Origin of the sequence: Chitinophaga lutea (assembly GCF_003813775.1) — a bacterium.
In the GTDB taxonomy this organism is placed as follows: Bacteria; Bacteroidota; Bacteroidia; order Chitinophagales; family Chitinophagaceae; genus Chitinophaga; species Chitinophaga lutea.
In genome coordinates, this window is the sequence record NZ_RPDH01000001.1 from 1685785 (window position 1) to 1701994 (window position 16210).

The following is a 16210-nucleotide window of genomic DNA, read 5'->3' on the forward strand; positions in this document are numbered from 1 at the left end:
GCTAGCAAATCAGAAAAATGACCGCTAACGATCATAAAATTGCCATTGTGGGATTGGGTTATGTTGGTTTACCTCTAGCCATTGCGTTCGCCCAAAAATACCCCGTATTGGGCTTTGATATCAATACCGTCCGCGTAAGGGAGCTGATCGGTGGGGAAGACCATACCAATGAGGCGGACCTTTCAAGTCTCCGGGAGGTGATGGAGGCTGGCAAGGCCGGAGTGGGCGCAGGGCTGACTGTTTCCTCCGACGAAAAAGACCTGGAATCCTGTAATATTTACATCGTAACCGTTCCCACGCCTATCGATCAATTCAAAGCGCCAGACCTGAAACCCCTGCTGAAGGCCTCCGAGATGCTGGGCCGGTACCTCCGGAAGGGGGATATCGTCGTTTACGAATCGACGGTTTATCGGGGCTGTACCGAGGAAGACTGTGTACCTGTACTGGAAAAATTCTCCGGTCTCACCTTCAACAAAGACTTTTTTTGCGGGTACTCCCCCGAGAGAATCAACCCCGGCGACAAGGTGAACACCCTTACCAGGATCAAAAAAGTAACATCCGGTTCCACCCCTGAAATTGCCACGGCAGTGGACGACCTGTATAAAAGCATCATAACCGCCGGCACCCACAAGGCGCCCAGCATTAAAGTGGCCGAAGCCTCCAAAGCCATCGAAAATGCCCAGAGAGACGTAAATATCAGTTTCGTCAATGAGCTGGCGCTCATATTCGACCGCATGGGCATTGACACAAATGACGTCCTGGATGCAGCAGGTACAAAGTGGAATTTTCTTAAATATAGGCCGGGGCTCGTTGGCGGGCACTGTATCGGCGTAGACCCGTATTACCTCGCCCACAAAGCGGAGTCCCTCGGTTATCACCCCCAGGTAATCCTTTCGGGCCGTAGGGTGAATGACAATATGGGGATGTTCGTGGCCAATAAAGTCATTAAACTCATGATCCGCAACGGGTTTAAGATCGATGGGGCCAATACTCTCATCCTGGGCATCACCTTCAAGGAAAACTGCCCCGACATCCGGAATTCCCGGGTGATTGACATTTACCGCGAGCAACGGCAATTCGGGGTGAATGTGGACGTGTACGACCCACATGCCGGGAAAAGAAGAGGTAAAGGAGGAATACGGTATTGATCTCATCGAGAAACCGGACAGGCACTATGACGCGATGATTCTGGCAGTAGCCCATCAGGAGTTTAATAAGTTGGATTTCAAGGTGTTGAAGAATGGAAAGCAGTCGGTGATTTTTGATACGAAGGCGTTTTTGGAGCGGGGGATGGTGGATGCGCGGTTGTAGGCATTACTGCTGGTTTGCAGTTGCATACCCAAGCAGTTTGGTGGTTTAAACCATTGATTTTCAAAATAAAACTCATTCCTGTTTTGATATAGGTCGGATTCAAAAATTTAAGGAGTTACTTATAATCTAATGGTTTTGTAGTTTTGAGGAATTCCTGTATTGTGGTTTTGACTGATTTTCAATCCGCTAACATTTATATGTTATTTTTAATAAATTTGCCGATCATTTTTTGCAAACCCTTTAATGGCAGGGTGTTTGCAGAAAGCGGAACGATTTTGAGAAGTTTTTTTATATCTAAACACCGCATGAAGAAAATATTTTTGGTCCAGATATTCCTGATGATTGGCTTGTGTGCATTTGCCCAGGTGCCTTCGATTTCGCAAAAACAGGCCCAGCAGATGAAAGCGGAAGATTTGTCGGATGAACAAATTCGGCAGTTGGTGGCTGAGATGAAGCGAAATAAGGTTGGTTTGGACCAGTTGGACACATACGCACAGCAGAAAGGTATTCCTCCTGCGGAAGCGTCTAAATTGAAGGACCGGATACGCGCTTTAAATCTAGATAGAGAACTGATCTCGCCGTCTCAATCCTCACAGACGGGCGATGCTCAAACCGACCGCGGTATCGATGATAATATGACTTATCAATCCGCCAGGGATAAAAAACCGATGACCGCTGCAGAGCGCGCCTACGAGGAACGGCGTAGAAAAATATTTGGAGCAGATCTGTTCAGTAATAAAAACCTCACTTTTGAGCCCAATCTCCGTATAGCAACGCCCCCCAATTATAAACTGGCGGCTGGAGATGAAGTGGTGATTGACGTGTATGGTTATTCCGAAGTGCAGCATAAGCTGAAAGTTTCTCCTGAAGGCTTTGTTCGCATCCCGTACCTCGGCCCTGTGTATGTGAATGGTTTGACGATGGATGAAGCAACCAAGCGTATTTCCCAGCAATTATCCACCATTTACGGCGGAATAAAATCAGGCAATACGTTTGTGCAGGTTTCCCTGGGCTCAATCCGCAGCATTAAGGTATTGTTGATTGGAGAGGTTGAACAACCAGGAACCTATACCCTCCTGTCGTTAGCCACTGTAGCTAACGCCCTTTACGTATCTGGTGGACCTAATCTTAATGGCTCTTTCCGGGATATCCAGGTCATTCGCAATGGACAACCACTGGTGCGTTTTGATCTTTATGACTTCCTGACCAATGGTGACCTCACCAACAATATTGTACTGCAGGATCAGGACATTGTGCGCGTAAATGCTTACAAAACCCGTGTTGAATTGGTTGGGCAGGTGAAGCGGCCGGCTATCTTTGAGGTAAAGGAATCCGAAACGTTGCAGCAGGTGCTGGATTATGCTGGCGGATTTACAGACATCGCATATCGGGATGTTATAAGGGCCAGCCGCATTAACAACAAGGAACGTGAGGTCGTGAATATTCCATTTAATGACATTGCTGTTTTTAAGCTCCGCTCGGGCGATAAATTTACCGTGGACTCTGTGTTGAGCCGTTTTACTAACCGGATTACCATTACTGGTGCGGTATTTCATCCCGGGGAATATGCGCTGGAGAATAACATGACGGTGGCAGATCTGATTAGCCGCGCTGACGGTGTCAAGGAAGACGCATCACTTGCCAGGGCCGTGATCTTTAGGCTGAAAGAGGATTTTACCCCCTCTACGCTGAGTTTCGATGTTCAGGACATTGTTTCCGGACGTCAAAAGGTACTCTTGCAGCGGGAAGACAGTGTTGTTATCTATTCTAAACTAGCCCTTCGGGAGGAATATCAGGTGAAAATTTCCGGGGAAGTAAATAAACCTGGGTATTTTAATTATTCAGACAGCCTTCAGGTGGGGGATTTGATTCTTATGGCGGATGGCTTGCGCGATGCGGCATCATTGAAAAGAATTGAAGTTTCACGGCGTATTCGCGGAAAGGAATATAGCCCGGCTGATAGCATTACGGCTATTGTTGCTCAGTTTGATTTGAAGGATGACCTGAGTTCTCTAAACGGTTTTGCCCTGCAACCTTTTGATGAAGTCGTAGTACGAAAATCTCCCACCTATTCCGAACAGGCTGCTGTTTCTATCGATGGCGAAGTTGTTTATCCTGGCCTATATACAATTAATACAAAGACCGAAAAAATTTCCGATCTTATAAGACGAGCAGGAGGACTTCGGCCCGGAGCCTATGCTGAAGGAGCCGTACTGCTACGAAAAACATTTGTTAACGCTTCCGATAGTGCATTGTTGAATTCCAAACTTCAAGTTTTCTTCGCTAAGCTTGCAGACAGCTCCGCGATCCGCAAGATGGAAAATACGGTAACACAGAAGGAACAACTGCTTGGTATCAATTTACCTTCAATAATGGCATCTCCGGGTTCGAAGTACGATCTGCGGCTAGAAAAAGGAGATATAATCAAGATTCCCAAAAAATTGCAAACGGTGCAGCTTTTGGGCGAAATATATTTCCCTAAGAAGGTTCGTTTTGAAAAAAATACGACATTCCGTGGCTACATTCGTGGCGCCGGCGGATTTACAAATAGCGCTTTAAAAAGGCGGAGCTACGTTGTTTACGCAAATGGAGATGTAAAGAGTACCAGCAAGGTCTTATTTTTCAACCGCTATCCAAAAGTTCGCCCCGGAGCTGAAATTTATGTCCCTTCCAAGAAAGATAGCAAAGGGCTCAGCGGACAAGAAGCAATTGGCATTACAACAGGGATTGCATCACTAGCACTAATCATTGTTACAGTTTTAGACAAAATCAAGTGATATTACGGAAAATATAAAATTCTATGAAGCAGTCTACGGCAAATCAGAATTATTCTGATGACGAAATATCACTTAAGTTCCTCCTTTTAAAGATTGGAGAATGGTGCCGCTTTTTGCTAGATAAATGGAAGCTAATTTTAGTTATCAGTTTAGGAGGTGCTGCATTGGGACTTTTCTACGCGCAAACGAGGGAAACTAGATACAAAGGAGAATTAACATTCATACTTGAAGAAACGAAATCTGGAGGTCTTGGCAACTACGCCAACTTGGCTAGTCAGTTCGGACTTGAATTAGGTGGTGGGTCATCCTCTGGTTTATTTACGGAAGACAACATTATTGGGTTTTTGAAATCCCGCTTCATTGTCGAAAAAGCATTGCTTTCTCCGCTTGAAGATGACAGTAAAACTACTTTAGCTGACTACTACATTAAATTCAATAAACTTAGAGAACGCTGGAAACCTGAGTTAAAAGTAATTCAGTTTCCCGTAAACGCAGATAGGAGACAGTTTTCCTTAACGCAGGACAGCATATTAAATATCTTATCTCTATCTTTAATTAGAGATCATCTGCAGGTAACCAAGCCTGACAAGAAAACAAGCTTTATTTCGATAAAATGTTGGTCAACAAATGAGGGTTTCTCAAAAATGTTTGTTGAAAGACTACTAAAGGAAGCCACTGATTTTTATGTAAACACCAAAACGCGTCGTTCGAGATCGAATCTTGAAAAACTTCAACAAACGGCAGATTCTATTGAATCCTTACTGAACAAAAGAACGTATTCAACAGCTGCTCTTTTGGACATTAATAAGAACCCTGCAAGGAACGTAGCATCAGTAGGTACTGAGGTTGCGATGCGCGAGAAAGGCCTATTGCAAGTTATGTATGCAGAAGTTATCAAGAATCTTGAAATGGCTCGGATGACTATGATGCAGGAAACGCCAGTGATACAAATCATTGATGCCCCTATTCTTCCTCTCCAGAAAGTGAAATTCGGATGGATAAAAGGTATCGTTTTAGGCGGAGCCGCCGGAGGATTTATAACTATAGTTTTTCTATTGATTCGACGAATCCTCAAGGAGATAATGGAATAATGTTAAACTAAATACTAATAAAACCCAAATGGATAAACCTTACAAAATCGCTGTTATTGGATTAGGGTATGTAGGCCTGCCCCTAGCCATTGAATTTGGCAAAAAATATCAGGTACTGGGATTCGATATTAATGCACAACGTGTGAATGAGTTGAAAAAGGGGGTTGATCATACTAAAGAGGCCAATACCGATGACCTCAAACAAGTGATTCAAGGTGGTAGAAATGGTTCACGTGGTCTTTCATTTTCAAGTATTAAAGACGACCTTAAGGAATACAACATTTATATTGTAACAGTTCCTACCCCTATTGATCAGTTTAAGGCTCCCGATCTGAAACCTCTACTTAAAGCTTCTGAAATGATTGGGAACGTGCTAAAAAAGGGAGACATCGTCATATACGAGTCGACTGTTTATCCAGGTTGCACAGAAGAAGATTGTGTACCAATGCTTGAAAAAGTTTCCGGCCTTAAGTTCAATAGTGATTTCTATTGCGGCTATTCCCCTGAAAGAATCAATCCCGGAGACAAAGTGAATACACTCACGAAAATCAAAAAGGTAACCTCTGGCTCCAACCCAAATATAGCAACTGTTGTAGATAACCTTTATAAAAGCATTATTAGTGCGGGAACGCACAAAGCCCCGAGTATAAAAGTAGCTGAAGCCTCAAAAGCGATCGAAAACGCACAGCGAGATGTAAACATCAGTTTCGTGAACGAGCTAGCACTCATATTTGACAGAATAGGTATTGATACGACAGATGTTATTGAGGCTGCTGGCAGTAAATGGAATTTCCTTAAATATAAACCGGGATTGGTTGGGGGACATTGCATAGGCGTTGACCCCTACTATCTTGCGCATAAGGCGGAATCTTTAGGATACCATCCTCAAGTAATTCTCTCCGGGCGCCGAGTCAATGACAATATGGGAATGTTTGTTGCAAATAAGGTCATAAAGCTAATGATCAAAAAAAATCATAAAATAAATGGATCGAAAGCACTGATACTGGGAGTTACGTTTAAGGAAAATTGTCCGGATATCAGAAACTCTCGGGTAGTAGACATCTATAAGGAACTTGTACAATTTGGCTTATCAGTCGATGTATTCGATCCTCACGCAGAGGCTAATGCAGTTATGGATGAATACGGAATCGAACTTATCAACAAGATCGAAGATCATTATGACGCCGTTATCCTAGCCGTATCCCATGAAGAATTTCTTTCAATTGATTTTGAAAAGCTCTGCAATGGTAATAATGCGGTCGTCTTTGACACAAAATCGTTTATTAATAGAAATCTCGTAGACGCAAGACTATAACTATGGAAAACATTCAAATGGTGGACCTCAAAGGTCAATACGAAAAAATAAAGGCACATATAGACAATGCTGTAATCGAATGTATTGCTTCTGCCAATTTTATCAATGGCCCGCATGTCAAGAGCTTCACAAGGGCTCTAGAAGCATATCTCGACGGCGCTAGCGTAGTCCCTTGCGCAAATGGCACAGATGCATTACAGATCGCCATGATGGCATTAGACCTTCAGCCGGGAGATGAAGTCATTGTTCCTTCATTCACTTATGTTGCTACTGCCGAAGTGATTGGGCTGCTGAGATTGACTCCGGTAATGGTTGACGTAGACCCGGAAACCTTTAATATTACAGCGGATCTCATTGAACAAGCAATTACCCCAAAAACCAAAGCCGTGGTCCCCGTTCATCTATTTGGCCAATGTGCGGATATGGATGCCATCATGAAAGTGGCACGTAAGTATAATCTTTATGTGATTGAAGACACAGCTCAGGCAATTGGAGCGATTTACACGTTTCCTGATGGGAAAACGGCTAAAGCCGGTACAATTGGTGATATTGGCTGTACATCTTTTTTCCCCTCCAAGAACCTTGGATGCTATGGTGACGGAGGTGCCATTTACACAAAAAATACCGCGCTTGCGAACAAAATAAACGTGATTGCCAACCACGGGCAGACAAAAAAATATGTACATAAGTACATTGGGGTCAACTCCAGACTTGACTCAATACAAGCGGCAATATTAGAAATAAAACTGAGCTATCTCGACGCTTATACCAGCGCGCGTCAAATAGCTGCATTTCGTTATAATGAAATGTTAGCTGATGTGAAAGAAATCATAACACCCACACTCGTTCCCTACAGTACGCATGTCTATCACCAATATACGTTAAAGGTAAAAAACGATCTTAGGAACTCTTTAAAAGAACACTTGGAAGCTGAAGGCATTCCTGCAATGGTATACTACCCGATCCCCCTCTATAAACAGGAAGCATACACATCTATTAGCTCTATATCCGGGAGTCTAGCAGCGACCGAATATCTTTGTAGTAGTGTGCTATCGCTACCAATTCACACCGAACTGACTGAAAAACAGCAGCATCGCATCGTTAATGCAATAAAATCTTTTTATAAAAAAATTTAAAATGAGCTATTTCTCACACCCTACTGCAGTGGTCGATAACGGAGCTGAAATTGGAGAAGGAACAAAAATCTGGCATTTTTCTCACATAATGACCGCCTGCAAAATTGGCAAAACCTGTAACATAGGTCAAAATGTAGTAATCTCTCCTGGGGTAATATTAGGTGACAACGTAAAGGTGCAAAATAATGTTTCGATATATTCCGGAGTGACGTGTGATGATGACGTTTTTTTGGGGCCTTCATGCGTATTTACCAATGTTATTAATCCGCGAAGTGCAGTTAATCGGAGAGGAATGTACGAAAAAACTCATGTAGGAAAAGGCGCATCAATTGGAGCTAATGCAACTATTGTTTGTGGCCACAACATAGGAGAATATGCATTCGTTGGAGCAGGGGCTGTAGTTACGAGAAGTATTCCCGCATATGCTTTGGTTGTAGGTAATCCCGCCAAGCAAATAGGCTGGATGAGCGAGTTTGGTCATCGCCTTCTTTTTACTGCGGAAAAAACTGCGATATGTCCGGAAAGCGAACAAGAATATCTATTTGAAAACAACCAGGTAAAAAGAATTAAATAAAATGGCAGAAGAAGAAACCAAAATAAAATTCGCAGTTGTTGGCTGTGGACACATCGGCAAAAGGCACATTGAAATGATCTTACGCAACAATGAGTCTGAATTAGTCGCCATTATCGATGTCCGAGATCCGAATCATTTAAAGATTCAGGAGTTAAATATCCCTTTTTTCAGAAGTCTGGAAGAATTTTTGGCATCAGGTATTGAAGTGGATGTTATAAACATTGCCACACCAAACGGATATCATGCTGAACATGCAATGCTATGTCTCTCAGCAAAAAAACACATAGTTGTAGAAAAACCGATGGCGCTTACGAAACAAGATGCAGAAAAGGTGATATTTAAAGCACTACATGTGCACAAGCACGTTTTCGCGGTAATGCAAAATCGATACTCTCCTCCGTCCGTGTGGATAAAAGAAATTATTGAATCTGGCAAACTCGGCAAAATTTTCCTAGTACAGCTCAACTGCTATTGGAATCGCGATGACAGATATTATAAAAAAGACAGCTGGCATGGAAAAAAAGATTTAGATGGCGGTACGCTATTTACCCAATTCAGCCATTTTATCGATATCATGTACTGGCTCTTTGGAGATATAGAAAACATTAAAGCTCGATTCAATGACTTTAATCACAAAGAACTGACCGATTTCGAAGATTCAGGCTTTGTAAGCTTCGACTTTGTTAATGGTGGTATTGGAGCCTTAAATTTCTCCACTTCTGTCTGGAATCAGAACTTGGAGAGTTCAATGACGATCATTTCGGAAAATGGATCAATAAAAATAGGCGGTCAATATATGGATAAAGTAGAGATCTGCAACGTAAAAGACTATGATATGCCCAAACTGGCCCCCACCAATCCCGGCAACGACTATGGCGCCTATAAAGGCTCTGCTCAAAATCACCACTATGTTATCGAAAACGTAGTAGACGTTCTAAAGGGTAGGGCATCCATTACTACCAACGCCCTGGAAGGGCTCAAAGTAGTTGAAATGATAGAAAGAATTTATTCGGAAAATAATATAAAAAAATAATCAAAAATGGCTATTAACGGTAAAAACATCTTTATTACGGGCGGCGCAGGGTTCATTGCCAATACCCTAATTAGTCAACTTGTTGACCGTAATAAAATTACAGTGTACGACAACTTCCATAGAGATACCCTTTCGGGTAGTGCATATGCAAGCCACCCTAATATTACAATCGTGAAAGGAGATGTACTGGATCTTGAACTACTTACAGAAGCAATGAAAGGGACCGAAATAGTTGTGCATGCTGCCGGCATAGCCGGCATTGACACTGTTGTCAAGGATCCCGTGCGCACTATGCGTGTCAACATGATTGGAACTGCCAATGCGCTCGAAGCAGCGAAGCGGAATAACGTGAAAGATCGCTTTATAGATTTCTCCACCTCAGAAGTTTTTGGTTCTTTTGCATTCAAATCCACTGAGGACAGTACGACTGTTGCTGGCAGTGCCGGTGAGGCTCGCTGGGTATATGCCGTAAGTAAACTCGCCGGCGAACACCTAGCTCACGCCTACTATAAGCAATTTAACTTACCGGTTGTTACGGTCCGTCCATTTAATGTTTACGGTCCCGGACAAACGGGTGAAGGAGCCATCCAGATATTCATTAAAAAAGCCCTTAGAGGCGAAAATATTTCCATATATGGAGATGGTAGTCAGATCAGAGCTTGGTGCTATGTTGATGATTTTGTTGATTGCCTGCTCGAATGTCTTGAAAACCCGGCTGCCATCGGTGAAAGTTTCAACCTCGGCAATGCCCGTGCAGTTATCACAACCTTAGGCCTTGCCCAAACCGTTTGCAGAATACTTGGCTCCACCTCAAAAATCGAATTTAAACCCGCACTGTCGGCTGACATTGAACTTAGAATTCCTAGCGTTGAAAAAACAAGTAAGCTGCTTGGATTCCAGGCCAAGGTTGATCTTGAAGAAGGAATTCTGAAAACTGCTGAGTACTTTAAATCACTGTAATGAGCTTTATTCCATTAATGCGTCCAAATATTACGGAGGACGACATAAAAACAGTCTGCGAAGTCCTCCGATCTGGCATGCTAGTTCAGGGCAAGCACGTAGAACAACTTGAAAACCGACTGATTCAAACATTTCAAGGCAAATTTGCATCAGCTCTTAGCAATGGAACCGCAACTTTGCATTTAGCACTAAAAGTACTCGGCATAGGCCCTGGGGACGAGGTGATCGTCCCCGCCTTCTCGTTTATGGCAACCGCCAATGTCGTTGAACTCATAGGCGCCACGCCGGTTTTTGTAGATATCGACATAGATACTTTCAACATCGATCCTACACTAATAGAAGCAGCCATTACCACTCGAACTAGGGCTATTATACCCGTCCACGAATTTGGCCTATCTGCAGAAATTGGAGAAATTATGAATATCGCTGCAAAATATAGCCTTCACGTGATTGAGGACGCTGCGTGTGCCTTGGGAGCTACTGAAAATGGCAGGCACGTTGGTACTTTTGGCGATTTTGGTTCTTTTTCGTTTCATCCTCGTAAGGCCATTACTACCGGCGAAGGAGGGGCTTTGTTAACCAATAAGCCGGATCTGCATAAGACTGTTCAGATACTTCGCAATCATGGTATACAAATGAAGGACGGCGAGATAGATTTCAGTGATTTTGGATACAACTACCGCCTGACGGATTTCCAGGCGGCCTTGTTTAATAGCCAATTTGCACGACTTCCGCAAATTATTGAAACAAGGCAAAAACTTGCTGCTATTTACCTTTCAGAGCTAAAGGCGTACCCTCAATTTAAATTGCCGTCCGTACCTCCAGGGAAAAATCACACATGGCAAACATTTCATATCCTAATTCCTGACTACATTGATCGCGGGAATGTAATAGAAAAAATGCGGTCATACGGCATCGGAACAAACTATGGTGCTCAGTGCATGCCATTTATGAACTCGTTTCGCCGAAAGTACAACTTGGACTGCCACAGGCATTTTCCGAACGCCCTAAAAGCTTACCTCCAGGGACTTGCATTACCTCTTTACGAAGGGTTAACGCCGCAAGATATCCACGTATGTGTAAACACCTTGATAAAGAGCACTTAATTAAATTTAAGAGATAAAACCAAGCAAAGATGAATGTATTAATTACAGGAGGGACTGGACTGATCGGCGCCGCCATTTCAAATTGCATCAGTAATGATTGTAACTTATCGAGTATAGTAAGGACAGTACCTCTCACTTCTGAAAATATACGATTTATTCAAGCAGATTTGTCTTTGCCCAAATTTATTGAGACCTACAAAAATATTCGACCGGATGTTGTCATTCACTGCGCAGCCAATATCCCTTCAGGCGCAAACACAGACGACGAAATATACTCACTGAATTGCAGAATCGATGAAAATGTTATTTCGTTATGCAAAACAACGAATTCTGCGTTGATCTACTTCTCCAGTACGATTGTATATGGCTATCAGGGCAACGAAATGGGAATCAGCGAAAACCATCCTACGAAAACCCCTTCCTTATACGCCAAACAAAAACTAGAAAGCGAGGGATTGATAGCAACGCATATTCCGCAACACCTGATTCTGCGCGTTAATGCACCGTACGGTCGGTACATGAGACAACGATCAGTAATGAATATTTTTGCAGATAGAGCCATTAATAATGAAGATCTCTTCTATCATGGAAACGGCGAAAGGATGCAAGACTTTACCAATGTGGAAGATATTGGGAGGTGGATAAGGAGCCTAATAAAAACTCGAACTTTCACTTCGGGAGTTTTTAATATCAGTAGCGGGGCGCCAGTCACGATGAAAAAATTAGCTAGTCTCATCGTGCATCAAGTTGAAAATTGTAAGAGTAGGATTATACCCTCGGGCTCGCCCGATCCTCAAGAAGCGTATAAAGCATCATACGATATTAGCAAGGCCAAGAAAATTTTAGGGTGGAACCCTCAGATCAGCCTTTACCAAGGATTAAGTGATTTGATACAAAACAGAAAACTGATATGACTATAGGGCTGTTATCGGATGCACACGGAAATCTATTAGTTTTCGAGAAATGTCTTTCATTCCTTGATCGACGTTGCGACAAACTCATGTTCCTTGGAGATGCATTTGGATATATGCCAGAAGGGAATGAAATTCTGGACATCATTATTAAAAAAGGGATAGATATGGTTCTTGGCAATCATGATGCAATGGTGGCTGGGTTGCTTCCCATTGATTCCAAGAAAGAAGAAATATATCGACTTACTTCACAAAAAAAGAACTTATCTGACGCCCAGCTCCGGTTCATTTGTTCACTACCAACACAGTTTTCATTGACGGAAAATGGCACCTTTGTGGGATTAGTACATGGTAGCCCATGGGACCACCTCCAGGGCTATGTCTATGAGAATGATGTGGACGAAAGATTTGATAAGCTCCCTTACGATATATTATTTATGGCGCATACCCATCGCCCATTTTTACTCACCCGCCCTAACATCACGTTAGTTAACGTAGGTTCCTGCGGCCTGCCAAGGGATATTGGCAACAACGCATGTGTGACCGTTTTTGATACGGAAACGAGAGCGGTGCAACAAATTAAAGTACCATTTAATGAAGATGCCATCATTGCCAGATACAAGGATCAGATTCACCTCGATGTAATTAATTGTCTAAAAAGAAAAAAATGAATCAAATTAAAGTGTTAGTTACTGGAGTTGGAGGAGGAGGATTAGGCGAACAAACATTAAAAGCATTAAAACTTTCAAAGCTACCGCTAGATATAATTGCCGCGGACGTAACTCCTATAAGCAAAGGGCTTTCTCAAGTCAAGCGTGCTTTTATCGTACCTCCCGCTAGCAGTAGCAACTACATCAACGAAGTTCTTTCCATATGCGCAGCGGAAAAAGTCAATGTGCTGTTTTGTGGATCAGAAGCGGAACTGAAAAAGCTTTCAAAACATCGCCAACAAATCATCGATGCTGGGATATTCTTTCCTATTAACAATGACAAAGTAATAGCTACCTGTCTCGATAAATTCAAAACAGCCGAGTTTTTCCGTGAAAACAATATCCCATATCCAAAAACATATAAAATTACCTGCCTTTCTGACATTGACCAGATTGGTACCTTTCCGTTGGTTTTAAAGCCAAATACCGGTGCTGGCGGTTCAGCCAACACGATGATAGTTCAATCCAAAGATGAACTCTTTGCATTTGTAAAATATCTGCTCGGTTTTTACAACGAGTTTGTAGCACAGGAATACGTGGGTGATCCGGAAAGCGAGTACACCGTAGGTGTGCTTAGTGATATGAACGGGAAACTGATCAATTCGATTGCTATCAATCGTTTTATTTCCAGCGGCCTCGGCAACAGAATAAAAGTCAAAAATACGAGTGGGCGCTCAGAACTGGGTGAGCATCTTATAATCAGTAGTGGAATTTCGCAAGGCGAGATAGGAAGATTCCCTCTTGTCACTAAGCAATGTGAAGAGATTGCCCAAAAAATTGGGTCTACAGGGCCCCTTAATATTCAGTGCAGGCTTGTAAATGGTAAGGTGTATATCTTTGAAATAAATCCAAGGTACTCTGGCACAAGTTCTATGAGAGCAATGGTAGGATTTAATGAACCAGATCTAATGATTAGGCACCATTACCTCAACGAACCCATAAAAAGAAACTTCGAATACGACGAGGGCTACGTGATTAGAGGCTTAGATGAGGAATATCTCCCGAAAAAAGACAAATGAAAATGAATATGAACAATAAACAATTCATATGGCATGCCGGCGAATTACCTTTTTACTGGGGGCCGCTCACTGCACCTCACAACGGATTTGGATTGCCTGATAGCCTCCCTTTCAGCATCTCAGTCGAAGTAGAATCCGGAAGGCTCTACCAGTTGTATAACGCCCAAACAGAGATAGCGCTTACCGAAGCCTACAAACTTGGGTCGCAAATATCTGGTATGATGGAAGATGAAGGTATTGGTAAACGCTATGCCGATGATTTTTTGGCATATATCTGCCAAATCCTTGATAATAAGGAAAAGTTACAAGGGGCCAAAATACTAGAAATAGGTTGCGGAAGCGGCTACCTGCTATCTCGGCTTCAGCATGAAGGCGCAAATGTATTAGGAATCGAGCCCGGAGTTCATTGTCAAGAAGGAGCGTTCAAATACAACGTTCCAATAATCCATGACTTTTTCCCATCCGAAAAAGTAACAGAACAATTCGATATTATAATAGCCTATAATGTGCTTGAGCACATTTTGGACCCGTTGAACTTCTTGGAAAAGATCAAATTAGCTCTTGCCCCGGGAGGAAGACTAATTATTGGTGTGCCGGATTGCGAACCCTTTATCAAGGCCGGAGATATCTCCATTTTTATACATGAGCATTGGAGTTATTTTACAACACATACACTTATCAACACCTTAAAACGTGCCGGCGCTGATAATGTCATTACTGGATTGGCGAAATTCGGCGGTGACGTATATGCTTGCTGTACATTTTCTAATCAATCTGCCGAAGTAGACCACCTCTGCATAGAGCAGTCTATTCAAGCAGCTGAGGGATTCAAGTATAAAGCTGAGGAGGGCATTAATATACTCAAGAAGCTACTTAAAGAACGCCTCAACCAATCGATTGGAATTTTCGTTGCGCCTCGGATAATGAATATCCTACCGCAAATAATGCTATCACAGCCAATAGATAACCTTCGCTTTTTTGATGACAACCCAAAATATGAAAACAAGTATTTCCCTTGTTTGAATATCCCCATCGAATCAAGAAAGAACCTAATCCACAAACCGCTAGACACCCTGTTAATCATGTCGCGTACATTTGGAGAAAAAATAAAACGCGAACTAGAGGCGAGCCTTAGTGGACAAACAAAAATCATTACCTGGAGCGAGATCTATTCGTCAAAAAATGTAAAATAGATGAGAAGGAAAAGAGTTGCATTTTTGCCGGACAACATCGCCACGCTCCCTGCAACAACCGCTGGCGTCATTAATAGGTTAGGCCTTGCCGACGCGAGAGCGCTGTCGATTAGTGATAATAAATATTGGACACACAATCAGCATACAAAGGTTCTAAAAACCTATAAAAATCGATGGAAGAACCCTTTCCTGAAGCTCTACTACGACAGCGTCAAGGTGTTTTTTATCATAAAATATATTCTTTGGGCGGATTACGTTTACTGGGTGTGGGATTCTGCCCTCCCCTTCCAACTGGACTTAAAACTTATTAAGCTGCTCAAAAAGCCGCTCCTAGTTGAATGGATGGGAAGCGACATCCGAATTCCAGAACTAATTTTCCGACACAACGAGTTTTATAAAAAAGCTTGGCAAGAAGACTATCCTTATAAGGATGAATCCCAAGAGAAAAGCTACCGTATTCAGAAGAAATTTGCCGCTGCCAATGCGGTACCAGCACTTTCCCCGGAAATGATGCTCTACTTATTACCAGGTTTATTTAAACAAACATTCAGTGTAATGCAAAGGATAGATTTCAGTGCACTTCCGCTTGCGTATCCATTACCAAACAAACAAAAGGCGGTATTAGTACACACTCCTTCCTCTCATTCTGCAAAGGGCACAAAGCACATACGGGAAACCGTTTCGAAGCTGAAGGAAACATACGAACTTGAATATATTGAAATCACTGATGTTCCTCGGGAAGAAGTACTAAAGATTACCGCGACGTCGGATATCTTCATTGACCAGATAATTTTCGGAAATTATGGTTTGGCAGCATCTGAAGCAATGGCAATGGGCAAACCAGTAGTTTGCTTCCTGATGGACCTAATGCTTGAGGTGTTACCCCAGGACTGCCCTATAATAAACGCCAGTCCGAAAAGCCTATATAACAAACTGGTTCCCCTCCTACAAAACGCAAAGCTTCGGCATGAAATAGGTATGAAGAGCCGTCAATATGCAGAAAAATACCACGATGGCGAGAAAATAGCTCGCCAGATAATAGAGATTTTTAGTTCACTAAAGAAACAGAAATAG

The 16210-nt window shown here is 42.6% G+C and carries 15 protein-coding genes; 14 read left to right on the forward strand and 1 reads right to left on the reverse strand.

All coding sequences use genetic code 11. The annotated features are described in order from the left end of the window. Window positions 1–17: 17 nt before the first annotated feature. Window positions 18–1148, forward strand: coding sequence for a nucleotide sugar dehydrogenase (locus EGT74_RS06680; RefSeq protein ID WP_317126704.1), 1131 nt, complete (start codon window positions 18–20; stop codon window positions 1146–1148). Window positions 1149–1202: 54 nt separating this feature from the next. Here the strand turns inward: EGT74_RS06680 and EGT74_RS27290 are convergent, their stop codons facing one another. Next, window positions 1203–1337, reverse strand: a complete 135-nt coding sequence (locus tag EGT74_RS27290; RefSeq protein ID WP_317126705.1) for a hypothetical protein — start codon at window positions 1335–1337, stop codon at window positions 1203–1205. Between the two features lie 171 nt (window positions 1338–1508). Between EGT74_RS27290 and EGT74_RS06685 the strand changes: the two genes are divergently transcribed. The 13 genes from EGT74_RS06685 to EGT74_RS06745 are packed head-to-tail and all read left to right on the forward strand — an operon-like array spanning window position 1509 to window position 16210. After that, window positions 1509–4088, forward strand: coding sequence for an SLBB domain-containing protein (locus tag EGT74_RS06685; RefSeq protein WP_123845740.1), 2580 nt, complete (start codon window positions 1509–1511; stop codon window positions 4086–4088). Window positions 4089–4111: 23 nt separating this feature from the next. Then, on the forward strand, window positions 4112–5179 hold the full coding sequence (locus EGT74_RS06690) for a GumC domain-containing protein (protein ID WP_123845741.1): 1068 nt from the start codon (window positions 4112–4114) through the stop codon (window positions 5177–5179). Between the two features lie 28 nt (window positions 5180–5207). Next, complete coding sequence (locus EGT74_RS06695; protein ID WP_123845742.1) at window positions 5208–6494, forward strand: nucleotide sugar dehydrogenase; 1287 nt, start codon at window positions 5208–5210, stop codon at window positions 6492–6494. 2 nt (window positions 6495–6496) lie between these two features. Then, the gene (locus tag EGT74_RS06700) at window positions 6497–7630 is read left to right on the forward strand and encodes a DegT/DnrJ/EryC1/StrS family aminotransferase (protein WP_123845743.1); all 1134 of its coding nucleotides are present in this window, start codon (window positions 6497–6499) and stop codon (window positions 7628–7630) included. A gap of 1 nt (window position 7631) precedes the next feature. Continuing rightward, the gene (locus EGT74_RS06705; RefSeq protein ID WP_123845744.1) at window positions 7632–8204 is read left to right on the forward strand and encodes an acyltransferase; all 573 of its coding nucleotides are present in this window, start codon (window positions 7632–7634) and stop codon (window positions 8202–8204) included. Window position 8205: 1 nt separating this feature from the next. After that, entirely contained in the window at window positions 8206–9237 is a 1032-nt protein-coding gene (locus tag EGT74_RS06710) for a Gfo/Idh/MocA family protein (protein ID WP_123845745.1), read from the forward strand. A 6-nt stretch (window positions 9238–9243) separates the two neighbouring features. Further along, window positions 9244–10197 (forward strand): NAD-dependent epimerase/dehydratase family protein, encoded by a 954-nt coding sequence (locus tag EGT74_RS06715; RefSeq protein WP_123845746.1) that lies wholly within the window; start codon window positions 9244–9246, stop codon window positions 10195–10197. Next, window positions 10197–11303: a DegT/DnrJ/EryC1/StrS family aminotransferase gene (locus tag EGT74_RS06720; RefSeq protein ID WP_123845747.1), complete on the forward strand. Its 1107-nt coding sequence runs from the start codon at window positions 10197–10199 to the stop codon at window positions 11301–11303. Before EGT74_RS06715 ends, EGT74_RS06720 begins: the two co-directional genes overlap by 1 nt. Before the next feature lie 29 nt (window positions 11304–11332). Continuing rightward, the gene (locus EGT74_RS06725; RefSeq protein ID WP_123845748.1) at window positions 11333–12217 is read left to right on the forward strand and encodes an NAD-dependent epimerase/dehydratase family protein; all 885 of its coding nucleotides are present in this window, start codon (window positions 11333–11335) and stop codon (window positions 12215–12217) included. Continuing rightward, on the forward strand, window positions 12214–12885 hold the full coding sequence (locus tag EGT74_RS06730) for a metallophosphoesterase family protein (RefSeq protein WP_123845749.1): 672 nt from the start codon (window positions 12214–12216) through the stop codon (window positions 12883–12885). The genes EGT74_RS06725 and EGT74_RS06730 overlap by 4 nt, the downstream gene beginning before the upstream one ends. Then, the gene (locus EGT74_RS06735) at window positions 12882–13943 is read left to right on the forward strand and encodes an ATP-grasp domain-containing protein (RefSeq protein WP_123845750.1); all 1062 of its coding nucleotides are present in this window, start codon (window positions 12882–12884) and stop codon (window positions 13941–13943) included. Before EGT74_RS06730 ends, EGT74_RS06735 begins: the two co-directional genes overlap by 4 nt. A gap of 8 nt (window positions 13944–13951) precedes the next feature. Beyond that, window positions 13952–15136, forward strand: coding sequence for a class I SAM-dependent methyltransferase (locus EGT74_RS06740; RefSeq protein ID WP_158618039.1), 1185 nt, complete (start codon window positions 13952–13954; stop codon window positions 15134–15136). Further along, a complete protein-coding gene (locus tag EGT74_RS06745; protein ID WP_123845752.1) occupies window positions 15137–16210 on the forward strand; it encodes a glycosyltransferase in 1074 nt (357 codons plus the stop codon).